The following is a 23,814-nucleotide window of genomic DNA, read 5'->3' as shown; positions in this document are numbered from 1 at the left end:
TCCGTCGTGTCCGCGGCGCACACGCTACGGGACAGCCCGCGCCAGCACGGAACCCGCACCCGGGCGCCCGCGTCTGAGCCATGCTGATCACCGACGGAAGGCTCGCCACCATGTCCTTACGTACGTCCTGCCTGCTCCGGCGACCCACCCCGTACCTGGCGGCGGGCCTGCTGCTGGCCGGCTGCACCAGCGCGGGGCAGGCGGCCGCCTCCTGCGCGGTCGGGGTGGAGTACGAGGGCCACTTCTACAGCTACGGCCAGGACATCGACCCCGACCAGGTGGGCCCGAGTCTGGGCACCCATCCCCTGCCCGCCTGCAACGACACCGGAGCCAACGGGGTGATGGCCGACGAGCCCTCCCCCGGCGACGTGAAGCTCTACCGGATCAAGGGACTCGACCCGCGGTACGCCGTCTTCGCCGCCGGGCAGCACCAGGGTGGCGACGAGAGCAGCCCCGGCCAGATGTTCACGATTCCGGAGATGGACATGCCCGCCGAGGTGCGGTCCGACCTGGAGGCCCTGTCCCGCTGACGGACCGGCCGGCCCATGCCCGGGCCGGCCGGTAGTTTCTGGTCAGCCCACCGGGGCAATCCGACCGGGCCGACGGCAGCACGCCTTTCCCGTCTCGAGGACGGGACAGGTGCTTTCGAACGCTCAGAGATCAACCGGTCCTACCCAACACACGGATACATGCCGGAAATAGTTCACCCGGCGCCGAGAAATGCCGCATCGATGGCTCCGACCCATTGATATTCGGGTCACTGAATTAATTCTCGCTTGCTGTCGAGGACACCGTCCTTGAAACAGATCTCGTAGTGCAGTTCGCCGTCGCCGGTCGACGGCCGGTCCTGCGCGTAGTAGGTGGTGCAGGTGACGCCGTCGGTGTTGACGGTCGTTTCGACCATGTCGATGGGAAGGTTCTCGTCGACGGCGACCTGGTCGTCACCCACCGTCAGGGAGTCGAAGAGCTCGCGGCTCACCGCTCCGGGGGTGGCGGGCACGAAGAAGGTGCCGACGCACGACCCGAGAGACAGCACGAGCGAGACGATCACGGCCCCGGCACCCATCCTCTGGCGGCGTGAACTCTTCCGCAGTTCCTGCGGGAAGTCGCCGTTCGCCGGCGTCCGGCCCGGCTCGGGCACCTCCCCACCGTAGGGAAGCATCGCGAGTAGACGGAAACCGCCCTCGTCCGTAGGCCCGTGCGACAGCACGCCACCGGCCAGCCGTACGCGCTCGGCCAGACCGTGCAGCCCCTGACCGGTACTGATCCCCTCATAGGGCTGCCCGGCACGGTTGCCGACCTCCACGACCAGGGCGTCGTCCTCGTACCGCACCTCCACGCGCACGGGTGCCCCACCGGCATGCCGCAGCGCGTTGGTGATGCCCTCCTGCACCACGCGATACCCGGCGTGCTCGGCCAGCAGGCGCAGCGGCCGGGGTTCCCCGCGGCGGACCAGCTCGATGTCGGTACCGGTCCCCCGCCCTGAGGCGACCGTCTCCTCCACCTCGTTGAGCGACCTGCCCGCCGCGTCCCGGACGTCGTCCTGGTGCAGCACCCGCAGGATCTGCCGCAGCTCCGACATGGCCTGGGCGGAGGTGTCGCGCATCAGGGCCAGGGCCTCCTGCCCCTTCGGCGGCAGGGTCGCGGCGGATGACTGGGCCAGGCCTCCGGTGTACAGGGACAGCAGGGTGAGCCGGCTGCCGAGCGAATCGTGCAGCTCGGCGGCGATGCGGTTGCGCTCGCGCATCTGTGCCTGGTCGATCAGCAGCTGCCGTTCCTGATGCAGTTCGACGTTGCGCTGATGCATCGTCATGACCAGCAGGCGGCGCTGGGCGACCATCGCGCCCACGGCCGCAGGCAGCAGCACCGTCAGGCAGAACAGCATCAGGCCGAGCAGGACGCAGTAGGCGAAGGGGTTGCGGGTCTGCAGATCGACACCGGCGACGCAGCACATCAGAACGGCGGCAAGACCCAGTCCGATGGACGACGCCCGTCGCGACCGGTAGCCGACGGCGGCACCGAGCAGGATCAGCGCGACGCTGCTTCCGGCCGTCAGCAGGGAGAGCAGGGCTCCGAGCACGAGCGCGGTCATCGGGCTGATGATCCGCAGCGGCACCACCACGAGCGTTCCCACGAACCCGGCGAGCATGATCAGCACGAGCGGTAGCCGTTCGTCCTGGAAAGGCTCGAACCAGAAGGCAAGACAGAGCAGGGCCGTCGTCAGGGCGAGAAAGAGTGTGAGAACGGCCTCGTAGGCCAGACGCAACCGATCTGCGCGGTACGCGGAACGTACCCGCCCGACTACCGAAAGCACCGGGTTCACCGTCACGCATCAGAGTATCCAGGGGCGTTATCGCCGGATTCCCGCCGAAGGCCCCTACCGCACACCGGAACCGGCGCCTACCAGTAACCGGCACCATCGTGCAAGGCGGCCAACAACACCCTCTTCTTATGTGTTTAATGTGAAAGGTGAACCCGAAGAGAACGTTAAATGGCATTCTGAGACGCACGACCGGCTTCGAGCTGACGCGTCCCGTGCCACCAGTTCCCCAGGGGCTCGACAAGGCCGTCAACCGCCTCAACAAGGCGACGGCGCGCCTGGAGAAGCTGGCTCTCGCCCAGCCGCCCGCCGCGCCCGCAGCGCCCGCAGTGGCGAAAGCCCCTGCTAAACCGAAGGAGAAGCCGCTCCCGCGGGACTTCGACGACGAGGCGCGCGACATCGTCACGGCAGTGCGGCCCTACACCGCGGCGAGCAACGAGAAGCTGCACGCGCTGATCACCGCGACCCGTCATCTCCACGACCGCCGGGTCGAGGGCGCCGTGGTGCAGTGCGGGGTCGGGCGTGGTGGCTCGATGCAGGCCGTGGCCCGCACCCTGCTCGCGGCCGGTGAGCGCAACCGTGACCTCTATCTGTTCGATACGTTCGGGGCCGTGAATTCCCTCGACGCAGTGCGCGCCGGCCTGACGGCCGTGCCCTACCCGGACGAGCACGTTCACCTCGTACCGGGCAAGGTCGAGGACACGCTGCCCCAGCACGCGCCCGGGTCCATCGCGCTGCTGCACCTGGACACCGAGTGGTACTCCTCCACCCGGCACGAGCTCGACCACCTGTACCCCCGGCTGGTGTCCGGCGGCGTGCTGCTGCTCGACGACTACGGCTGGTGGCAGGGTTCCCGGCAGGCCACCGACGAGTGGCTGCGCGAGAACGGCATCGACCTGTTGCTCTGGCGTGCCGGCAACGGCCGCGTGGCGATCAAACCGTAGCCGCCGCGTGCCCGACTTCGACTTCCCGGACGGCCAGTACCTCGCCGTCACCGTGCGCCTGGCCCTCGACACGGGTGGGCAGACAGCCATGTTCCTGCTGCGCAGCAGGCTTTTCGCCGAGCGCGCGGGTATCACCCCGACCCTGGTCTCGTTCGACGACCAGCCCGACTACCCGCGCATCCGGGCCGAGCTCGCCGCCCGGGGCTCGGTGGCGCCCTCCACGGTGATCGTCAACCTCTTCGAGTGGTTCCGTCACGAGCGCACCCCCCTCGCGGCCGACGACGCGGCTGCGCTGCCGCCGGTGCCGGGCCTGAAGGCGCACGACGTCCCGCACCCGGACGGCACCGTGCACCTGACCACCTACCGCAGCCGGGACGGCTCCGACGTGGTCACCGACCACCGCCGCGCGGACGGCAGCGTGTACCTGCGCCAGAGCCCCGACGGGGTGGTGCTCTGCGACCGCCGGAGCCGCGTGGTGCGGGAGTTCTCCGGGGTCGGCGCCCTGCGGCGCTGGTGGCTCACCGGCCTGTTCGACGACCAGCCCAAGCGGCCGGTGATCATCATGTCCGACAGCCGTTTCGCGACGCGGCAACTGGTGCCGTTGACCAGCCGGCGCCGGGTGCGGCTGATCCACGTGGTGCACAACATCCACGTCCAGGAGCCCTACCAGTGGGACTCCCCGGTGCACCCGACCCATCTGCCGGTGATCGAGGCGATCCCCCGCCTGCACGCCCTGGTGATGCTCACCGAGCGCCAGCGCGACGAGATCGCGGCCCGGTTCGGGGCGATGGACAACGTGCACATCATCCCCAACCCGATCGATCACCGACCCGACAGCGATCGCCAAGTGCCTCGTCATCAAGCCGATTTCGTGATGCTCGGGCGCCTGGAGAAGCAGAAACGCCTGGAGGACGCCGTGGTCGCCTTCGCGAAGGTGGTCACCCAGCAGCCCCAGGCCACGCTGACCATCTACGGCGAGGGCAGCCAGCGTGCCGAACTGGAGAAGCTGGTCGGCAAACTCGGCCTTCAGGCCTCCGTCCGGCTGCCCGGGCACGACCCGGCGGCCAAGGACTACCTGCGCTCGGCGACGGCCCTGCTGCTGACCAGCCGCTTCGAGGGATACCCGCTGGTGGTGCTGGAGGCCCTGGACCGGGGCTGCCCGGTGATCGCCTACGACATCGCCTACGGCCCGCGCGAGCAGATCGCCGACGGCGAGAGCGGTTACCTGGTTGCTTCGGGTGACACCGGCGCCCTGGCCGAGCGCATGCTGCGGCTGATCGCCGACCCGGACCTCACCGCCCGGATGTCCACGGCCGCCCGCCTCAGTTCGGCGACCCACTCGATCGACGCGTACCTGACCAGCTGGCAGGATGTTCTGCGCGCGGTCACCGATAAGCCGTAACAGCTTTCGCACCCACCACGATCACGAGGAGAACGGCTGTTATGCGACGGCGCCTGCTGTCAGCCCCGGCCCGGGCGATCCCGGCCGCACTGGTCCTGCTCCTGACCCTCGCTCTGGCGGCCTGCACCGCCTCGGCCGAAGCCGGTCAGCTCGAGGCTGCCGCTCCCACGGCCGCCGATCGCACCAGCCAGGACACGTCGCGGCCGAACATCGTGTTCGTGCTCACCGACGACCTGTCGATGAATCTGCTGCCCTACCTGCCCACCGTGCAGCGGATGCAGCAGAAAGGCACCACGTTCTCGCAGTATTTCGTGACCGACTCGCTGTGCTGCCCCTCCCGGGCGTCGATCTTCACCGGCCGGTACCCACACAGCACCGGGATCTACCGCAACTCCGGCCCGCAGGGCGGGTACAAGACCTTCATGAAGAAGGGGCTCGACGGCGACACCTTCGCCACCGACCTCCAGAAGGCCGGGTACCGCACGGCCATGATGGGCAAGCTCCTGAACCAGTACGCCACCGGCGAGCCCGGCGCGGCGCTGCCGGTGCCGGAGGGCTGGGACGAATGGGCGCTGGCCGGTAACGCTTACGGGCAGTACGACTACACGCTGAACCAGAACGGCACCGTGGTGAAGTACGGCGACGAGCCGGAGGACTATCTGACCGACGTCCTCGGGGCCCGGGGCCGCGACTTCGTCGCCCGGGCGGCGGACAAGAACGAGCCGTTCATGCTGGAGGTCTCCACCTACACGCCGCACAAGCCGTACCCGGTCGCCGAGCGGCACCAAGACCTGTTCAAGAAGGTGAAGGCGCCCCGCACGGCGTCGTACGGCAAGAAGCCGGAGAACGCCCCGGCCTGGATGACCCAGCCCGCCCTCACCGATGCCGAGCAGAAGAAGATGGACCGCGACTTCCGCAAGCGGGCGCGCGGGGTGCAGGCGGTGGACGACCTGGTGCGCGGCCTGTGGGAACAGCTGCGGGCCAGCGGGATCGAAGACAACACCTACCTGGTCTTCAGCTCCGACAACGGCTATCACATGGGCGAGCACGGACTGGTCTCCGGCAAGATGACGGCCTACGACACCGACGTGCACGTGCCCCTGGTGGTCATGGGCCCCGACGTCACCGCCGGCCGCACCGTCGACGCGATGGGCTCGAACATCGATCTGCGGGCCACCTTCAATGACATCGCCGGCCAGAAGACCCCGAAGATCTCGGACGGGCAGAGCCTCGCCGGGCTCTGGGGCTCCACGCCCGAGGACTCGGCCGTACAGGACCGCGACGTGGTGCTGATCGAGCACCGGGGCCCCGACGTGGACGTGAAAGACCCCGACTACGAGGGCTTCCGCAGCGCCAACCCGCCCAGCTACGAGGCCCTGCGCAGCCGCGACTGGTTGTACGTCGAGTACGTGAACGGTGCGACGGAGTACTACGACCTGCGCAAAGACCCCGAACAGCTGAAGAACGTCGCGAAGAAGCAGTCGAAGGAGCGTCTGGCCTCCCTGAGCAAGAAGCTGCACGAGGTCATCGACTGCGAGGGCACCAAGGCCTGCGAGAAGGCCCAGCAACTCGACGACTGACCCCCTTCGTGATCATGCAAAACCTCCCCGGGGAGGTTTTGCATGATCACGGCTAGGCAGGCTGTTCCGGTCAGCGCGTCGGGTCGTCGGGGTGGGCCTGCAGGAAACGCTGGGCGATGCGGGCGTTGCGCTCGATGTGCAACGCCTGCCCTCCGATCAGGACGACGCAGAGAACGGCGAACACCAGTCGCGGCCGGCCCGCCTGGAAGACGAGGCCACCCAGCTGGGACACCGTCGCTGCCCCGAGCAGAAGAGCCGCCGGGCGTCGCGATTTCAGGGTCACGGCCAGGCGGCGCAGCCGGGGTAGATCCGCCTCGTCCGGCTCTTCGCGCAGAACCCTGGCTATGTCGCGACCGGTGTAGGGCGTGTAGTTGACCTCGCCGGCCGCCCGGCGGCGTTCGGCGTCTTCGATCGACCGGAGGTACAGCAGAACTCCACCGGGAATCAGCAACAGTAGCCCGAATATCTGGATGCTGATGCCGATCCAGCCCACGGTGCTCTCCTCCTCCATGCCCACATCGCACCGGACAAATGCCACCCCGGCAACTCGGCACCGGCCCGAACGGGAAGCGGGCCTGCGACGAAAGCGTGACCTGCCACCACTAAAGGCTCACCGACGAGCGTCCCTCGAACCCCTCTGCGGACGGACGCGGACGGACACCCCTGGAAGACAGGATCGTCCATGTCAGCAAGTCACTCCGGAGGGAAGAAATCATGCTCCGCAAGCGCATTCTCGTCACCGGCACCGCTCTCACGATCGGCCTCGGCGGCTTCACCCTGGCCACGATGAACTCGGCCCAGGCGGCCACGCCCACGTTCGCGGCGGCGGCCACGACCCCCACGTGCGAAGGGCTGAAGGCAACGATCGTGGGGACGGCCGGCGACGACCATCTGGTCGGGACCAAGGGCGCCGACGTGATCGCCGGGCTTGCCGGTTCCGACATCATCGAGGGACTCGGCGGCGACGACATCATCTGTGCCGGCGCGGGTAACGACGGCGTGTTCGGTGGCCAGGGCAGCGACAGCATCGCCGGTGGGGCCGGGGCCGACATCCTGGCCGGGGACGCCGGGCACGACTTCGTCCGCGGCGGCACGGGCACCGATCTGATCACCGGGGACGCGGGGAACGACTTCATCAGTGGGGACGCGGGCGACGACGGCATCCTGGGCGGCAAGGGCGACGACGTGATCGAGGGAGGCTCCGGTCACGACGACGTCACCGGAGAAGCTGGCGCGGACATCGTCTTCGGCGGGAAGGGGAATGACTCGCTGCAGGGGAACACCGGTGACGACTCGATTTTCGGTGGCGCCGGCAACGACCGGATCTGGGGCAACGCCGGTAAAGATCTCCTGGTCGGCGAGGGCGGCCAGGACAAGATCTCCGGCGGCACCGGGAAGAACGAGATCTACCAGGGCGGCGTCCCGAAGTGACGCCGACCACCTCGTTCGTGGTCATGACAAGTGTCCCCGGGGACACTTGTCATGATCACGGACAGAGGTACGGCAACAGCCAGCCGGGCCGAAGGCCGTCAGATGCTTCCCGTTCTCAGGCCGGCGTCACCAGCACGGCCACGTCCCAGGCGCCCAGGTTCAGCGACTCACCCTCGTCCGTCCTGGCGCCGGTGTGCAGGTTCTCGGCGGCCATCGGGACGGTGACGGAGACCTCGTCCCACGACCAGTTCTGCACCACCCAGAGCCGCTCGCCGCGCTGGTTGACGGCGGAGTGCACCCGCACGGAGGGCTCTTCCGGCCTCCACAGCGCAACCGAAGGTTCCGCTGCCCAGGAGAGCACCGCGTCTGCCAGCTGGGGGTTGGGCAGGCAACCGACCGTGGACACCCGGCCCGCACCGTGCGCGCGGGTGGTCACGGCGGCGTAGGAACCGTGGAACGGGTGGACGTAGCGGGCCACCACCCTCGCGTCGGTCACCTGGTACGACTCCGACCACTCCAGAGCGGCTGCCCCGTCGGGGATCTCGATGCCCTCGACCGCGACGACGGGCACCGGCCGCTCGAGGTTGGTGTACTCGTCGTACCAGGCCCCCGCGGCTGCGCTCAGCCCCGCACCCGGCGCCACCTCGAGGCGGGCGCGGACCTGGGTGTCGGCGTAACCGGTGCGGGGCCCGACGATCAGGTGGCCACCCGCCTCGGCGTAGGCCAGCAGCCACTCGATCACGCTGTCGTCGGCCGCATAATAGGCGGAGGCGACGAACACCGGGATCTTCCGGGCCGTTTCCGCCGCGTCGAAGCCGGTCAGGGCGCTCGCGTGGAAGACCCGGGTCTGCAGCCCGGCGTCGAAGGAACCACGGGCGAAGGCCTCCACGAGCGGGCCGTAGGAGTCGGGGATCGGCATCCCGTCCGGCGCGGCGAGCGGGCCGAACTTCTCCAGGGCCCACTTGCTCGCGTGGTCGTAGAGCAGACCCACCTGGGCGTCGGGTTGCAGTCCGGTGATCCGGTCACCGAACTGCGCCAGCTCCTGGCCGATCGCGGCGATCTCGCGGTAGGTGCGGCCCGGCTTCTGACTGTGCGGAAGCACGCCGCCCCAGTAGGTTTCCGGGCCGAAGTGCAGGGTGTGCCAGTGCCAGTACTCGATCATCTGGGCACCGCGGCTGATCAGGGCCCAGGCCGCCTGGCGGCGCTGCCCCGGGTAGCCGGGCTGGTTCATCGACGAGAACCCGATGGACTGCGCCCCGACCTCGGTGACCAGGAACGGCTCGTGCCGCGTGCCGAACATCCAGTCGGCGCTGTGGTAGAGCGCCCAGGTGCCCTGCGTCCACCAGGTCTGGCTCTTCACCTCGGTGTCGGGCAGGGCCAGCGCGTCCTGCGCCTTGAAATAGGGGTTTCCGGCGGTGACGTCGAAGATCTCGCCGAGCGCGTCGTCCCGCACCGTCGGGCGGCTGTACGACATGCAGGTCATCACGAACCGGTCCCCGGCGTACTCCCGCACGATGTCCGTCTGCCAGGACATGAACTCGGTGAGCAGGTCGGCCTGGAAGAGCCGCCAGGCCAGGTCGTACTGCGGCAGCGAGTTCGCGTCGGGGCGCCACAGGTCGATCCAGTCGCTGAGCCGGTGCGACCAGTAGGTCAGGCCCCAGGCCCCGTTGAGTTCCTCCACGGTGCCGAACTGATGACGCAGGTGGTCACGGAAGCGCTCGAACACGCCGTGGTTGTGCAGGACCCAGGCACCCGGCTCGTTGTCGACCTGGAACCCGATGATGGACGCGTGGCTCGCGTGGCGATCCAGGATGCGGCGCACGACCCGCTCGGCATGGAAACGGAACGCGGCGTGCGTCACGTCGATCTCCTGCCGCATGCCCCAGCCGAACTTCTGGCCGGTGGCGATCTCGGCGTTGATCTCCGGGTAACGGCGCTGCAGCCACGGCGGGATCGCGTAGGTGGGCGTGCCCAGGATCACCGAGATGCCGTGCTCGGCGGCGGCATCGAGCACCGGTGTGATCCAGTCCAGGTCGAAGACACCGTCTTGCGGCTCCCAGGTCGACCAGACCGACTCCCCGATCCGGATGACGCTGAAACCGGCGGCCTTCATCTCCTCGAAGTCCTGCTGCAGGCGCGGCGTCGGCTGGTACTCGTGGTAATAGGCTGCGCCGTAGAGAATCTGGGACGGGGTGTAGCTCATGACGGTTCCTTACCTCAGGAAATGCTCTTGATGCGGGTGATCATGAAGGCGCCGGCCACGGCCATCGCGATCGAGATCGGGAAGATCAGGCCGTACGAGCCCGTCGACACGGCGACCGTCGAGGTGATGATCGGGCCGATGGTCTGCCCGAGCGTCGTGGCCAGGTTGAGGATGCCCAGATCCTTGCCGGCCTCCTCCTTGCTCGGCAGCACGTCCACGTTGATCGCCTGGTCGACGGAACCGAACACCCCGTAACCGAATCCGGCGATCGCCGCGTAGAGGAACATGCCCATGGCCGAGGGGAAGATCCACGGCATGGCCACGCCGATCGCGAACAGGACGCTGGCGGCCACGGCAGGCACCTTGCGCCGGCCGATCCGGTCCGAGATCGGGCCGGAGCCCAGTGATGCCACGACACCGACGACGAGCGTGATGATCGACATCGTGGAGATGGTCGCGGCCGACTCCACCTTCGACTGACCGACGTAGTTCTGCACGATGTACAGCTGGTAGGCGGAAATCATCTGGTAGCTGATCAGCATGAACAGCCGGCCGCCGAAGGCCTTGTAGAAGTCCGGCGCGGCCTTCAGGGCCGGCGGACGAAACGAGGCCAGCAGTTCGCGCAGTCCGCCGGTGGGCGGTGCGAGGTGCTGCACGGGACGCTCGCGGGGCCAGACGATCAGGGTGAGGATGCCCGCTAGCGCCATCAGCACGGCCGCGAGCGCGTAGCCGGGAACGGTCTGGCTGATGAAGGCCGCACCGACGAGGGCGCCGATCGGGTATCCGATGGTGGCGCCGGCCCCGAAGAACGCGGACATGGTGCCACGGACCTTCAGCGGGGCGCGGTCGGAGATGACGGCGACGGCGGGGGCCAGCATCATGTTCAGGCCGACCATGGTGACGCAGTAGGTGACCATGATGGCGACCGGGCTGGTGAGCAGGCCGACGGCGAAGAGCGAGACGCCGCCGAGGATGCCGCCGCCGAGGATCCAGGGGCTGCGGCGGCCGAAGCGGGAACGGCTGCGGTCGGACAGGTTTCCGAACACCAGGTTGGAGACCAGGGAGACGATCGCGGTGACCGAGTTGATGGTGCCGAACCAGGCGTCCGGGGAGGAGACGCCGATGTCGGTGAGGCGTTGCGGCAGCAGGACGGTGGCCACCATAGCCAGGCCGACGGCCCAGCTCAGGCCGAAGATCAGGAATCCGGCCCCGAACCTGGCGATACGCGCAGGCGCCAGGGGTTCTCGGGTGTCGGGGGCGGCATCGTCCGCGAGGGGGGCTTCCTCGAGGGAGGACTGGGAGCTCATGGGGGAACCTTCTTTGTTCGTCTTTGAACGGGTTGGAGCAGAAGCCCGATCAGCTGTCGGATCCGGTGGCCCGGTAGCCGTCGAAGGTGACGGTGCCCTCGGTGGCGTAGAGCCCGATGACGCGGCCGGTGAACGAGGCGGCGGTCTCGGCGCTCAGGTAGCGGCCGTCGACGCGGGCCAGGCGTACCTGTTCCCCGCCGGCCTCGGCCCAGAGTTCGACGTGGTCGCTCGTCATCATCTCCGGCCCGAACCCCGTCCCGGCGGGCCGTACGGCATCCAGGTGCAGCGTGACCGGTCCGGCGGGAAGGGTTCCCGTCCATTCCTGACGCAACCCGGGCACGCCTGCGCGGGCAACGACAGTGACAACCGACCCGGTCGTCCGTGCTTCGATCTCGTAGTGGTGGGTCTCGTCGTACCGTACGGCCAGGCCGCCCACGCCGGCCGAGACGTCCACGGTCGTGGAGCTCTCGACCGCGATGGTGAGCTGACGGCGGCCGATGAACGACGGACGTGGGTCGTCGAGGGTGGAGCCGTCGGCGACGATGCTCACGCCACCGGGGCCGAACGTGGCCACGCTGTCGGGGGTGCGACGCACGGCGATCCAGCGGTGGTCGGCGGTGGAGGCCTCGTCCGTGATCGGGGACCGGGCGGCCAGCATGACGGGTTCGGCTACGGGCCAGTCGTTTTCCCATCGTACGGTGGTGACGAACGTTTCGCGGCCCAGGGGTGAGAACGCCCGCGTGCCACCCCCGGGGCGCACACCGAGCACCACGAGCAGCGTTCCGCCGTCCGGTCCCTCGACGAGGTCGCCGTGGCCGGTGTTCTGGATCGGCCGGATCGTGCTGCGGGCCGTGAGGAAGGGATTGGCGTCGTAGGCCTCGAAAGGTCCCTCGGGCGAGGGACCCCGGGCGATGGAGACACCGTGGCCGCGCTCGGTGCCGCCCTCCGCGATGAGCAGGTACCAGAAGTCGCCGCGGTGGTAGAGGTGCGGCGCCTCGGGGAACATGAACCCGGAGCCGGACCACAGCGAGCGTGGGTCCTCGAGCAGCTTGCCGCTCTCCAGGTCGACGCGGACCTGCTGAATGCCCAGGTGCCGGCCCATGTCCTCGCCCTCGAGCAGCAGCCCGGAGAAGGTGACGTAGGCGTTGCCGGCATCGTCCCAGGCCAGGTCCGGGTCGATACCGTTGAGGCCCTCGAGCACGGTGCCGTCGCTCCACGGTCCGGCGGGGTCGGTCGCGGTGAACACGACGCATCCGCGGCCGGCGGGCACGGTGACGATCACGTGGAAGAGCCCGTCGCGGTGCCGGATGGTCGGCGCCCAGACACCCAGGCCGGTCGGCACCTCGTCGACGGCGATCTGCTCGGGCCGGGTCGCGACGTTGCCGATCTGCTCCCAGGTCACGAAGTCGGTGCTGCGGTAGACCGGCAGACCGGGCAGGTACTCGAACGTCGAGGTGACGAGGTAGTAGACACCCTCGACCTTCACGACGCTCGGGTCGGGGTTGAAGCCGGGGATCAGCGGATTCGGGAAGAGGGCACCGAGGTCCGCCGCCGGTTGGTTCGAGTTCATCGTCATGCTCCTTCGCACAGCCAACTCTACGAAACTGTTTCGCAATGTTTCGTTCTGAAAGTGACAGTAGAGGGACGTACGGACTCGAGCAAGGGGCGTTTTCCCATCGAATTTACGAAACAGTTTCGTCGGGCGTAGACTGCGGTTATGCCCGAGAACCGCGCGACGATGGACTCGATCGCCGCCGCGACCGGTGTCTCCAAGGCCACCGTGTCGAAGGTGCTCAACGGCCGCCCGGGCGTTTCCGAGGCGACGAGACGACGGGTGAGCGAGGCGTTCGAGCGGCTCGGCTACGCCCCCACCACCCGCCCGGTCGTGCAGCAACGACGACGCTCGTTCGTCGTCCTCTTCGACACCCTGGCGAACCTGTACTTCCTGAACCTGCTGGACGGGCTGGTCGCGCAGGCGCAGAAAGTGGGCGTCGAGCTGGTGCCCGACGTGATGTTCCCGCTCACCCCCGCCCCCCTGGGCCCGCTGGAGCCCGGGCGCATCCGCGAACTGCACGGGCGCGGCCACACCGGTCTGCTCGTCGTCACCACCCAGGTGTCGGACGAGGTGGTCGCCGTGTGCCACGAACTCCATTTCCCGATCGTGGCAGTCGACCCGCCCAACACCCTCGACCCCCGCGTCGCCAGTGTCGGCTCGAACAACTGGTCGGGCGGCCTGCAGGCGACGGAGCATCTGGCGTCACTCGGCCACCGCCGTATCGCCTTCGTCGGTGGCTCGGCCACCCACGCGGGCCTGCGCGAGCGCCTGAGCGGTTACCGCGCGGCGCTGGAGGCCGCCGGCATCCGGGAAGACCCGTCCCTGGTCTCCGAGGAGGGCGGCATGGGCGAGGCCGGCCCGGCCGCGCTGCGTATGCTCGACCTCCCCGACCCGCCCACCGCGTTCTTCGCCTCGAGCGACCCGGGCGCGCTCGACGTCCTGCGACGAGTGACCCACACCGGACGCTCAGTGCCGGGCGACATCAGCGTGGTGGGCTACGACAACACCTACACCACGATGCCCTCCCCCGTGCTCCTCACCACCGTCCACACCCCGATCGCCGAAATCGGCCGGGTGGCAATGGCAACCGTGATCCGGATGAGTGAGGGCGAACCACCGGTATCGCATCATGTGCAGCTGTCCACGTCGATGGTGGTGCGGGAGTCGAGCGGGCCTCCCCCCGGCTGACCGTCCCGCAGCCCGGCCTGCCGGTGCTGCGGGAGCGCAGATCACCCGCTTCGGGACCTTTGGCCCTGCTGCATACCGTCCGGCCTCTGTGAACTGGCTCACGGAATATGCAGCGGTTCGGGAGAACGGCACCTTCACTGCGGCCAGGGGACGAGTTCATCCACGACCACGGGGGTCCGGCTTTCACATGACGTCTCACACCACCGGCCCGGCTATCGAAGCCACCGATCTGCGCAAGAGTTTCGGCACCACGAAGGCCCTGGACGGGCTCGACCTCACGGTCGCCCGCGGAGAGGTGCACGGCTTCCTGGGTCCCAACGGAGCAGGCAAGTCCACCACGATCCGGGCCCTGCTCGGGCAGTTACGGCTGGACAGGCGGGCAGGCCCGGTTGTTCGGCCTGGACTGCTGGAGCCGGCCGGTGGCCGCCCACGAGCACGTCGCCTACGTACCGGGGGACGTGGCGTTGTGGCCCGGGCTGACCGGCGGTGAATGCATCGACATCCTGGCGCGTTCGCAGGGCAGGCCCAACCCGTAGCGGCGCACCGAGCTGATCGAGCGGTTCCTGCTCGATCCGTCCAAACGCACCCGGACGTACTCCAAGGGCAACCGGCAGAAGGTGGCGTTGTGCGCGGCCCTGTCGACCGACGCCGATCCGCTCCTGCTCGACGAACCCACCTCCGGGCTCAACCCGCTGATGGAAGCGGTCTTTCAGCAGTGCATCCTCGAGGCCAAGCAGGAGGGCCGAACGGTGCTGCTGTCCAGCCACATCCTGGCTGAGGTGGAGGCACTGTGCGACCGCGTGAGTATCGTGCGCGCCGGGCAGGTGGTGACCCGGGGCAGCCTGGCCGAGCTGCGCGTCCACACCCTCACCCAGGTGACCGCGGTCACGGCGAAACCCGTTCCCGGGCTGGAAAACGTCGCCCATCTGGAAGACCTGCAGGTGCAGGAGACACCCGGCGCCTACCGCACCTCGTTCCGCACGCCCACGCAGGCCCTCGGCGATTCCGTGGCGCTGGTGGCCGCCTGTGCGCCGAGCGCCCTGACCGTCGAGCCACCCAGCCTGGACCAGCTCGATTGCCAGTTCCCGGACCCGTCCGTCGATGTCGGCTGCGAAGTGCTCCAGGCCGGGGGTTTCAGCGGGAGGATGCGCCGGCGGGCTTGGTGGCGCGGATGATCGCGCCGTGCATCCCGGGGACCGCTTCGTGGGTGAACGCGACCTCGGCGCCCACGAATCCGGCCGCGGCCAGACCCTCGAGGTACTCGGCCCGGGACAAGGCCCCGGCGATGCAGCCGACGTAGCTGCCCCGCTCGGCCCGCTCGGCCGGGCTCACCTCGTCCTCGGCCACCACGTCGCTGATCCCGATCCGGCCACCGGGGACAAGGACCCGGAACATCTCGGCCAGCACCGCCGGCTTGTCGGTGGACAGGTTCACCACGCAGTTGCTGATCACCACGTCGATCGACGCGGCCGGGAGCGGGACCGACTCGATCTGCCCCTTGAGGAACTCGACGTTCGTCGCCCCGGCCCTGTCCGCGTTGGACCGGGCCAGGGCCAGCATCTCCTCGGTCATGTCCAGCCCGAACGCCCGTCCCGTGGGCCCGACCCGCCGGGCCGACAGCAACACGTCGATGCCGCCGCCCGAGCCGAGGTCCAGCACCCGGTCGCCCGGTGCGAGCGACGCCACCACCATCGGGTTACCGCAGCCGAGGGAGGCGGCCAGGGCCTCGGCCGGCAGGCCCTCGACCTCGTCCGCGGTGTACAGGCCGGCACCGAACGAGCCGTCCAGAGCCGGCGAGCCGGCGGCTGCGTCCGGACCACAGCACGACGCCGAAGCCGTATCCCCGCCGCTCACGGCGATAGCGGCCGCCGCGTAGCGAACCCGGACCTCCTCACGGACCCGGCTCGCTTCATCCGTAGGTGTGGTGTCGATCATGATCGCGACCTCCCAGAGACATTGATGCTTGTCGATGTCCCATGCTTGCCCAGCCATCGACATTCGTCAATGCCTTCGGCAGACTGGAGGCATGGCGAGCGCGCGACTGAACCTGGACACCCGCGGTAGCGACGCACCCTCGGGCACGGGTGGTGCCACGTGCTGCTCGAGCGTCGCAACCGGGCCGATCCGCACCGCCGAGGAGGCCGAAAGGCTCGCCGGTCTGCTGAAGGCGCTGGCCGAGCCGACCCGGCTGCGACTACTGTCCCTGGTCGCGGCGCACGCGGGCGGCGAGGCGTGTGTCTGCGACCTGACCGGACCGGTCGGCCTGTCGCAGCCGACGGTCTCGCACCACTTGAAGATCCTCGTCGACGCCGGCCTCCTGACCCGCGAGAAGCGGGGCGTATGGGCGTACTACACGCTCGTTCCCGAGCGCATGCAACAGATCGCCCAGGCCCTCGATTTCACCCGCTGACATGGTCGCCCTCCTGATCGCGCCCCTGACGCCCGAGCACGCCGCGCCGGTACTGGCGATCTACCAGGCCGGGATCGACGAGGGGAACGCCACGTTCGAAACGGTCGCCCCCTCCTGGCCGGCCTTCGACAGCGCGAAGCTGCCGGAGCATCGCTTCGTGGCCCTGACCGACGGCCAGGTGATCGGATGGGTGGCTGCCGGCCGCGTTTCCGACCGCTGCGTCTACGGCGGCGTCATCGAGCACTCGGTCTACGTGGCTCCCGCAGCACGAGGCCGGGGAGTCGCCACCGCGCTCCTCGAGGCGCTGATCGCCTCGACCGAGGCCGCGGGTATCTGGACGATCCAGTCCGGGATCTTCCCGGAAAACCTCGGCAGCCTGAAGCTTCACCATCGGCTCGGTTTTCGCGACATCGGCATCCGTGAGCGGATCGGACGGCACCATGGCGTCTGGCGGGACGTCGTCCTGATCGAACGCAGAAGCCCTCACATCGTGTAGGGCGCATTCCGCTCGGCGACGTCCGGCGTGGTCACGACCAGGAGATCGTGAACGTGCTGGTGGGCCGGCGCACGCTGCGATGGATGAGGTTCGTCGGGGCCGGTGGCCTCTGGCGGGTGACGGTCAGGCGCGGGCGGGCCTGCGGGTCCCACGCCGCGATCGCGGCGGCGTAGCGTTCGGCCAGTTCCTCACCGGCCGGCCCCTGGCCGACGATCCCGATCTCCCACCCGTTCTCCGTGCCGGTCGGACGCTGCGTGCGGTAGGCCATGCTCGAACCCTCGATGAGGGCGGGCCAGCCGATACCGATGGGTGAGGGCGGGGGAATGAGCCCCGCTGCGTGCGCCCCGGCGTCACCGGTCAGCACGGCCACGTCGAGCACGGTGACCAACCACATGTCCAGCAGCTCGTACGACCGTTGCCCCTGATGGGTCACCCCGGTCCAGCGCGTGGTCCTCTCCCCCTTGAGAGACCGGCCCAGGGCCTCGACATCGACGGTCATGCCGTCGTCCAGGCGCAATGCCACTCGCTGACCAGGGGCATTGTGCAGAACCGCCGAGCGCTCCCGGTGCTCACCGGCACCCTGCATCGCCACGAACCCGGCCTGCGCGATATCGACAGCAACCATGACGTCCACGCTCTGCCGGACGAGGGTGGCGGTCCGGCGCTGGCCACGCCACCGGATCGGGGCCACGATCCGGCCGGTCCCGCTCAGCTGGTTCCACCACGTCTGCGGGATGTCCGTGATCTCGACGGTGGCCAGGATCAGGTCGAACGGGGCGAACTGCGCCACGCCGAACGCGGCGTCGCCGGTGATCACCTGCACCCGGCCGTAGCCGTTGTCGGCCAGGAACCGGCGGGCGCGAGAGGTCACGTCCTCGTCGATGTCGATCGTCACCACCAGGCCGTCCGGTCCGACCAGCTCGGCCAGGTAGGCCGCGTTCACCCCGCCCGAACCGATCTCCAGAACTCGTTGCCCCGCACGCACCTGGGCCTGCTCCAGCTGGTACGCCTGCATGTGGGGGGCGGACACCGAACTCAGGCTGATTCCCTTGGCGTCCCGCTTCGTGACCACGGCCCGGAACGGGTCGTACATCCTCTCGGCGTCAACACCCCCGACCAGATGCCGGGGCACCGCGCGCAGAGCCTCGATGACCTCAGGCGAACGCGCGGCGCCCTTCTCCCGCAGCACAGCGACCATCTCCTCGCGGCGTTCATCGGCGGGACGGATGGGCGATGCTGAGGTCGAGGCAGACATGCAAACTCCCGAGAACGTCTGTGAAGGAACGACACACGAAGGACGCATCACCACCCGCAGGGTGGTGGGCAGGTCACACGCCCAGGTCGGGGAGCCTAGCGAGACCAGATGGAGCTACCGGGAGGTTCTCCAGATCTCGGTGCAGCCGCCCTGTCCACCGCATCGTCCACCGCATCGTCCACCGCATCATCTACCGCATCAGGTCAGGACCACTCGCCCGTTCGTTGACGAAACGTCCTTAACGGCCGGTGCCACTCCTCCGTGCGAGTGCGACCGTCGATGGCGTCATTCAGAGCGGTCCGAACGCTTCCGATGGCTCCGGCGGAGGTTCGGATGCTCATGGATCAGGTGATCGACCGGCTGGCGACCGTGCTGGCGGAGAACGGGCTGCGACCGCTGTCCGATCCACGCCCGGACACGCCAGGCGTGCTCGACGAGATCACCGCCGCGATCTCTCCCCTGCGTCTGCCGGACGACGTGCTCAGGTTCTGGCAGCGGGTCGATCCCGGATCCCTGCAACCACTGTGCCCGTTTCCGCGGCTGACGAGCCCGGACTTCGCCCTGCACTGCCGGCGCGAGTTCGAGAAGGAGCAGCGGACGATCCCGACCCTGCTGTTTCCCCTTGCCTACCAGAGCCATTGCTACACCTTCGTCGAGCTGAGCGACGGCCATCACCCCGGCGGTGCGATCTTCAACGGGCCGGACGACTTCGAGCTGACCCATCCGGACCTGACGTCGTACCTCGACCAGTTGACCACCATGATCGAGCTGGGCGAGTTCAGCCGGGAACGGCTGTCGGACGGCGACGACTGGTGCGAGTTCGACCCGGAGAACCGCTGGGAGGAGATCGCCCGGATCCGGCTCACCGGTACCCTCCCGCTACCGGTGCACGGACGTCGCCGCACCATCCCCGGCCCGATCCGCGACTGGCCCCGGCACTGGCGCCTCCCCAGCGGCCTGACCGATCAGGACCGTCAGGACCGTCAGGACCGTCAGGCCGTCGGAGCCGACAGCACGATCGCCACGCTGATGGCCACCGCCGCCCGCGGGGTCCGCAGCCACGGCGTCATCCACGCCCAGATCGGCCTGAGCGCCGGCACCTCCGAGGGCCGTCGTCTGAGCGTTCACGACGGCACCGGCACCCTTGACCTGTGGTGCCCGGCCGCCGTGAGCGCCTACCTGGACAGCGCTCCCGTACTGGAGTTCGAGGTCGTGGTGCGCCCCCACCCCTCAGGACCACCGGACATCGACGGTCTGGGCGGCCTGGCCCAGCAGTTGGCCATGTCCGGCGACATCGAGGGCGCCCAGCGAGCCGGCTCGGAGCTGGCCGCGAAGCTCTTCGAGTCCCCGGCCGACGCCGTCGCGGTCGCGATCCGGCCGGTGAACTGACACCGGTTCCGCACCGTCAGCGCGGCTCACCCATGACGGCCGGATCGGGGTGGCTTGGCCTGATCACGACGGGAGCGGGGCCCGCAGCTGTGCCAGTCTGCGCACCACCGGCAGGGTCAGCACCAGTGCCAGAGTGGGGACGAGGAAGGCCAGTTGCAGTCCGATCGGGGCCGAGAGGGCGCCCAGGGCAACGGCTCCCAGCAGAGCTCCGCCGTAGTTGAACAGGTTCACCCGGGCGATCACCTCGTCACTGTGGCCAGGGCTGGCCTCGCCGGCTGCGGTAAAGGCGAGGGGGACGAGAATGCCCACCCCGATGCCGGTGAGGGCGAAGCCGACGACGGCCATCGCGACCGACGGCACCGCCACCACCAGGCCGCAGCCCAGTGCGCAGACGGTGATGCAGCCGGCTGCCGACCGGGCCTGGCCCAGCCTCGGCACCAGGTGGTCACCGGCCAGGCGGGAGACGAGAACGGCAAACTGGTAGGCCACGTAGCCCAGCGGAGCGGCTGCGGACGAGGCGAGAAGGCTGTCGTGCAGATAGACCGAGCTCCACGTGCTCACGGCCGAGTCGGCCAGGAAGGCGGTGAAGACCAGCAGACCGCAGACCAGGACGACATTGCGGTTGCCGCCGGTGCTGTGATGCGCGGCCGGTAGCGTGCGCCCGGGCTCGAACGTCGTTCGGCCGACGATGGCCACGATCAGGGCGAAGGCTGCGGCGACACCCACCATGACCGCCGCGCCCGCGCCGGAGGCCACGAAACCCGACATCAGCAGCGCCGCCAGGATGGCCGCCGCCGTGTACGCCGCGAAAAGCCGGTTCATCACGCTGCGCCCGAGCCGGGCCTGCACCAGAACACCCTGCATGCTCAGGCTCGCATCGACCGCGCCGAGCCCCACGCCGTACCCGACGAGCGCGACGGTGAACACCGGCATCGGCGTCCAGACAGTGCTCAGCGCGAGTCCTGCGGCAACTGTCAGCAGGCCTCCGGCCAGGGCATATCTACTCCCCCAGCGGGCGGCGACCCGATCGGCCACCATCGACCCTCCGGCCGCGGCCACGCAGATCAGCAGCAGCACCACCGACACGTACCCGTCGCCGATGTGCTGCCGTTCCTTGAACATCGGCAGCGCGGTGACCAGGGTGGCGTACCCCAGCCCCTGCGCGGCGTATCCCCCGGCGACCCATACCGCTCTCATCGCAGACCGGCCTCGGGGTGTCTGTCCCGCACCACGCCGAACGCCTCGTGCGCCACTTCGAGGGTGTGGGCGATGTCGTCGGAGGTCAGTGCGGCATTGATGAAGTGGTTGTGGTGCGAGCTGATGAAGACGCCGCGCCGCACACACTCGGCCACCCACTCCTGGTGCAGCATCAGGGAGTCGTCGTCGGCCAGACGCAGGTAGAACAGGGCCGGTTCGCCACTGGCCACCAGGTCGAAGCCGTGCTCGGAGGCCGCCGACACCAGGCCGGTGGTGAGTTCGGTACCCAGCCGGGCGAACAGCGACGGCGCGTCGATCTCCCGCAGCTTGGTGATCGTCGCGATACCGGCCGCGAAGGGCACCGCGCTCATCCAGTAGCTGCCCGTGTAACTCAGGCTGCCGACCACGTCTTTCAGCGAGTCCCTCCCGCAGAGCGCGGAGACGTTGTACCCGTTGGCCAGGGCCTTGCAGAAGCAGATGAGGTCGGCCCGGAAACCGTAGAAGTGGTCGGAACCAGCCATGTCCAGCCGGAACCCGGCCCGAACGTCGTCGACGATCAGCACGATGCCGTACCGGTCGCACAGCGCCCGCACGGCATGCCAGTAGCCCGGCGCGGGCAGCACGTTGTCGGCGAAGTTGCCGTGCATGTAGGGCTGGGCGATCAGCCCGGCCACCGAGCCCTCGTTCTCGGCCAGCACCTCCTCCAGCGCGGCGAGATCGTTGAAGGGAACATACAGATTGTGGACGACGTCTTCCTCGAGGACGCCCGGGTAGTCGAGCTTCTGGGTCCAGGCGGCGCTGCCGTGGTAATACCCCTTGATGAAGACGATCTTCTTGCGCAGAGTGGCGGCCCGGGCCGTCATCACCGCGAGAGTGGTCGCGTCGCCGCCGTTCTTGGCGAAGAACGCCCAGTCGGCGCAGGCCACCGTGTCCACGAGCAGTTCGGCGAAGTCCACCATGACAGACGAGGGCAGGCTCACGACGTCTTCGAGAAGGGCCTGCCGGTCGGCGGCCGCCTTCACGTCCGGGTCGCCGTAGCCCAGCACATTGGGGCCGTAACCGCACATGTAGTCGATGTACTCGTTGCCGTCCACGTCCCAGAACCGGGTACCCTCCGCGCGGGCGGAGAACAGCGGGAAGGCCGACTGCGGGATGAAACAGCCGTTCACCGGGCCCAGATGGCCGTAGACGCCGGAGGGGATGACCTGAAGGGCCCGCTCGAAGGCCTTGCGGCTGGCCTCGTACGTGTAGGTGCGCATGTCACTTCCCCAGGTACTGACCGGTGCGGTCGAGAATGCGGTTGAGATTGTCGATCATCGAGATCACGCCGCGCATCGACATGCGCCCGTCGCTCACGGCCGCGATCGCGGACGTCGTGCCGGAGAACACCCCACCCGCAAGATCCAAATCACTGAACCGCAGAGCGGCCTGCGGTGGTTCGGTGGGGTTCTCCACGAAGGTGAGCCGATGGTCCTGTACCCACACCTGATGACGCAGGTCGTCACCGACCTCGAGATCGACCCGCCCGTCGCGCATCTGCCCGGCACTCACGCGTCCGCTGCGGTCCTCATTACCGATGACCGCGACGGCCGCCAGCGCGACCCGCAGGGTCAGGCGCACACTGGCGGCCCGGAACACCGGGTCGGGCAGGTCGTCGGCGGTGGGTTCCAGATAGCGGCCGAGGATCTGGCTAATCGGGGTGAAGACGCCGGTCAGGAAGCGCAGACCGGTGGGCCCGCCGAACGGGACCGGCTGGGCGGTACCGGCGATGACCCGGTTGAAGTGGTCGCAGGAGGTGAACACCAGGCCGGCGGTCGCGCCACCGGTGCCGGGCCGGATGCCGTTACGGTCGAACGTGTACGAGCCCCTGGGCCCGCCGCGCACCACCAGCCGGAGCGTGACCGGTTTCGCGAGCGGCAGCAGGAGCTTCTCGGCCTCGGGCACCAGGGAGGCCAGCAGCGGCAGGGCGCCGAGCACGGCCTCGAGGTTCACCCGTGCGGTGACGCGCGGATCGATGTCGGTGAGCATCGTTGCCTCTCAGACGTTCTGGGGGCCGGTGGCGGTGCGGGCGGCGATCGCCACAACGATGCGCCGGGGTGCCAGCCGGGCCCCGAGGGCGTTGAGCCGGTGCTGACGTCCCCAGGTCAGGCTAGGTGCCGATGAGGGGCGCGGCAGGATCTTCCCAGCCCGGTCGACGCTTTCCCCAACGTTCACGACGTTGCTCACACCATTCCCTCACTCAAATTGGTCAAGCGTCCAACTTGGGTCAGAGTGGCGCATGCGCCGGGCCGGTGGCCAGCACCGCAGGCAATCTTTACGCCGCTTTACGCAGGCGAAATATCAGGGCGAGGGAACCGGGTCGTCGTACTGGCCGAGGGCACCGGTCAGGAGCCTCCCCTTGACCACGGGCCACCCGTTGGCCGTGCAGCCGTGCAGGCCCAGGGTCTGCTGCTGCATCACCGGGGCCTTCTTCCCGGCGCCGGGGCACAGTTCGTGGCTGTGACCGAGGGCGTGCCCGGTCTCGTGGTTGATCACGTACTCCCGGTAGATGCCCAGTGAGGCACCGTACCGGGGCACGCCGTGCACCCATCGCGCCACGTTCACCACGACGTTGGCACCGTTCCGGCAGGACGTGTACTCGTCGACGTGGCCGACCGCCTCGTCACCGCACAACTGGTCGCGGGTCTTGGGCGTCGCCAGGTAGATGGTGAAGTCGGCGGGACGGCCGGCCGCCACCCGTTGCAGGCGGACATCGCCCGTGGCGGTCCAGCCCCGGGCACCACCCAGCGTCTTCACCACGGTGCGGGCGAACTGATCAGCGGTGACCCCGGAGATGTCCCTCTCCACAGCCACCCGGTAGCGGAACAGCCGGCCGCTGCTGCCCGCCACCCGGCTGTGCCCCGGCGCCACCGTCCAGGTCCGCTTCCCGGCGCGGGGATACGTGATGGGAACGGCCTTCGACCTCGTCGAGGTGGCCACCGCCGAGGGCGTGGGGCTGGGTGTGGGCAGCGCCGTGACCGACCGGTGGCCGGCGGGAACGTAGGTGATGGTGACCCCGGTAAGACATCCCGACAGCAGCAGGGTCACCACGGCGAGGAGGACCACGCCCAGGAATCGACGTGGTCCCCGGTGGGCTC

The 23,814-nt window shown here is 69.0% G+C and carries 21 protein-coding genes and 1 pseudogene; 10 read left to right on the top strand and 12 right to left on the bottom strand.

The features are described 5' to 3' along the window. Positions 1 to 80 precede the first annotated feature (80 nt). Positions 81 to 530, top strand: a complete 450-nt coding sequence (locus tag QSK05_RS12315) for a DUF6281 family protein (RefSeq protein WP_285597260.1) — start codon at positions 81 to 83, stop codon at positions 528 to 530. Positions 531 to 757: 227 nt separating this feature from the next. Here the strand turns inward: QSK05_RS12315 and QSK05_RS12310 are convergent, their stop codons facing one another. Continuing rightward, positions 758 to 2,329 carry a sensor histidine kinase gene (locus QSK05_RS12310; RefSeq protein WP_285597259.1) on the bottom strand — a complete coding sequence of 524 codons (1,572 nt, stop codon included), beginning with the start codon at positions 2,327 to 2,329 and terminating at the stop codon, positions 758 to 760. A 206-nt stretch (positions 2,330 to 2,535) separates the two neighbouring features. On the opposite strand from QSK05_RS12310, the gene QSK05_RS12305 reads away from it, so the two are divergent. From QSK05_RS12305 to QSK05_RS12295, 3 genes are read left to right on the top strand one after another with little or no spacing between them, the layout of a single operon-like run. After that, positions 2,536 to 3,264, top strand: a complete 729-nt coding sequence (locus QSK05_RS12305) for a TylF/MycF/NovP-related O-methyltransferase (protein WP_285597256.1) — start codon at positions 2,536 to 2,538, stop codon at positions 3,262 to 3,264. Positions 3,265 to 3,271: 7 nt separating this feature from the next. Beyond that, on the top strand, positions 3,272 to 4,666 hold the full coding sequence (locus QSK05_RS12300) for a glycosyltransferase (RefSeq protein WP_285597254.1): 1,395 nt from the start codon (positions 3,272 to 3,274) through the stop codon (positions 4,664 to 4,666). A gap of 41 nt (positions 4,667 to 4,707) precedes the next feature. Further along, positions 4,708 to 6,246, top strand: coding sequence for a sulfatase family protein (locus QSK05_RS12295; protein ID WP_285597252.1), 1,539 nt, complete (start codon positions 4,708 to 4,710; stop codon positions 6,244 to 6,246). Positions 6,247 to 6,316: 70 nt separating this feature from the next. Here the strand turns inward: QSK05_RS12295 and QSK05_RS12290 are convergent, their stop codons facing one another. Continuing rightward, a complete protein-coding gene (locus QSK05_RS12290) occupies positions 6,317 to 6,757 on the bottom strand; it encodes a hypothetical protein (RefSeq protein ID WP_285597250.1) in 441 nt (146 codons plus the stop codon). 203 nt (positions 6,758 to 6,960) lie between these two features. Here QSK05_RS12290 and QSK05_RS12285 point away from each other — a divergent pair, with 203 nt between their 5' ends. Beyond that, complete coding sequence (locus QSK05_RS12285; RefSeq protein ID WP_285597247.1) at positions 6,961 to 7,677, top strand: calcium-binding protein; 717 nt, start codon at positions 6,961 to 6,963, stop codon at positions 7,675 to 7,677. Between the two features lie 115 nt (positions 7,678 to 7,792). Here the strand turns inward: QSK05_RS12285 and QSK05_RS12280 are convergent, their stop codons facing one another. From QSK05_RS12280 to QSK05_RS12270, 3 genes are read right to left on the bottom strand one after another with little or no spacing between them, the layout of a single operon-like run. Then, on the bottom strand, positions 7,793 to 9,880 hold the full coding sequence (locus QSK05_RS12280) for a beta-galactosidase (protein WP_285597242.1): 2,088 nt from the start codon (positions 9,878 to 9,880) through the stop codon (positions 7,793 to 7,795). A 14-nt stretch (positions 9,881 to 9,894) separates the two neighbouring features. After that, the gene (locus QSK05_RS12275; protein ID WP_285597241.1) at positions 9,895 to 11,187 is read right to left on the bottom strand and encodes an MFS transporter; all 1,293 of its coding nucleotides are present in this window, start codon (positions 11,185 to 11,187) and stop codon (positions 9,895 to 9,897) included. Between the two features lie 49 nt (positions 11,188 to 11,236). Beyond that, positions 11,237 to 12,757 carry a glycoside hydrolase family 43 protein gene (locus tag QSK05_RS12270; protein WP_285597240.1) on the bottom strand — a complete coding sequence of 507 codons (1,521 nt, stop codon included), beginning with the start codon at positions 12,755 to 12,757 and terminating at the stop codon, positions 11,237 to 11,239. Between the two features lie 147 nt (positions 12,758 to 12,904). Between QSK05_RS12270 and QSK05_RS12265 the strand changes: the two genes are divergently transcribed. Further along, the gene (locus tag QSK05_RS12265) at positions 12,905 to 13,930 is read left to right on the top strand and encodes a LacI family DNA-binding transcriptional regulator (protein WP_285597238.1); all 1,026 of its coding nucleotides are present in this window, start codon (positions 12,905 to 12,907) and stop codon (positions 13,928 to 13,930) included. Between the two features lie 187 nt (positions 13,931 to 14,117). Next, positions 14,118 to 15,105: pseudogene (locus tag QSK05_RS36325) on the top strand (ABC transporter ATP-binding protein). On the opposite strand, the gene arsM reads toward QSK05_RS36325, so the two are convergent. Further along, on the bottom strand, positions 15,065 to 15,865 hold the full coding sequence (arsM, locus tag QSK05_RS12250) for an arsenite methyltransferase (protein ID WP_352301050.1): 801 nt from the start codon (positions 15,863 to 15,865) through the stop codon (positions 15,065 to 15,067). The pseudogene QSK05_RS36325 and the gene arsM overlap by 41 nt on opposite strands. Positions 15,866 to 15,956: 91 nt before the next feature. On the opposite strand from arsM, the gene QSK05_RS12245 reads away from it, so the two are divergent. Together QSK05_RS12245 and QSK05_RS12240 are read left to right on the top strand one after the other, a co-directional pair. Further along, positions 15,957 to 16,340, top strand: a complete 384-nt coding sequence (locus tag QSK05_RS12245; RefSeq protein WP_285597231.1) for an ArsR/SmtB family transcription factor — start codon at positions 15,957 to 15,959, stop codon at positions 16,338 to 16,340. A gap of 1 nt (position 16,341) precedes the next feature. After that, positions 16,342 to 16,836, top strand: coding sequence for a GNAT family N-acetyltransferase (locus QSK05_RS12240; protein ID WP_285597229.1), 495 nt, complete (start codon positions 16,342 to 16,344; stop codon positions 16,834 to 16,836). A gap of 31 nt (positions 16,837 to 16,867) precedes the next feature. Here the strand turns inward: QSK05_RS12240 and fxlM are convergent, their stop codons facing one another. Next, on the bottom strand, positions 16,868 to 18,091 hold the full coding sequence (gene fxlM / locus QSK05_RS12235) for a methyltransferase, FxLD system (RefSeq protein WP_285597228.1): 1,224 nt from the start codon (positions 18,089 to 18,091) through the stop codon (positions 16,868 to 16,870). A 333-nt stretch (positions 18,092 to 18,424) separates the two neighbouring features. Between fxlM and QSK05_RS12230 the strand changes: the two genes are divergently transcribed. After that, complete coding sequence (locus QSK05_RS12230) at positions 18,425 to 19,480, top strand: hypothetical protein (RefSeq protein ID WP_285597226.1); 1,056 nt, start codon at positions 18,425 to 18,427, stop codon at positions 19,478 to 19,480. 63 nt (positions 19,481 to 19,543) lie between these two features. Here the strand turns inward: QSK05_RS12230 and QSK05_RS12225 are convergent, their stop codons facing one another. The 5 genes from QSK05_RS12225 to QSK05_RS12205 form a co-directional block, all read right to left on the bottom strand. Next, positions 19,544 to 20,677, bottom strand: coding sequence for an MFS transporter (locus tag QSK05_RS12225; protein ID WP_285597221.1), 1,134 nt, complete (start codon positions 20,675 to 20,677; stop codon positions 19,544 to 19,546). Then, positions 20,674 to 21,936, bottom strand: coding sequence for an aminotransferase class III-fold pyridoxal phosphate-dependent enzyme (locus QSK05_RS12220; RefSeq protein ID WP_285597219.1), 1,263 nt, complete (start codon positions 21,934 to 21,936; stop codon positions 20,674 to 20,676). The genes QSK05_RS12225 and QSK05_RS12220 overlap by 4 nt, the downstream gene beginning before the upstream one ends. A gap of 1 nt (position 21,937) precedes the next feature. Next, a complete protein-coding gene (locus QSK05_RS12215) occupies positions 21,938 to 22,705 on the bottom strand; it encodes a hypothetical protein (RefSeq protein ID WP_285597216.1) in 768 nt (255 codons plus the stop codon). A gap of 9 nt (positions 22,706 to 22,714) precedes the next feature. Continuing rightward, a complete protein-coding gene (locus QSK05_RS12210; protein ID WP_285597214.1) occupies positions 22,715 to 22,903 on the bottom strand; it encodes a hypothetical protein in 189 nt (62 codons plus the stop codon). 114 nt (positions 22,904 to 23,017) lie between these two features. Next, a complete protein-coding gene (locus tag QSK05_RS12205; protein WP_285597212.1) occupies positions 23,018 to 23,782 on the bottom strand; it encodes a DUF3152 domain-containing protein in 765 nt (254 codons plus the stop codon). Positions 23,783 to 23,814 lie beyond the last annotated feature (32 nt).

The sequence above is a fragment of the Kineosporia sp. NBRC 101731 genome, assembly GCF_030269305.1.
Lineage (GTDB): Bacteria > Actinomycetota > Actinomycetes > Actinomycetales > Kineosporiaceae > Kineosporia.
This window is presented reverse-complemented; position numbering and strand designations above follow the sequence as displayed.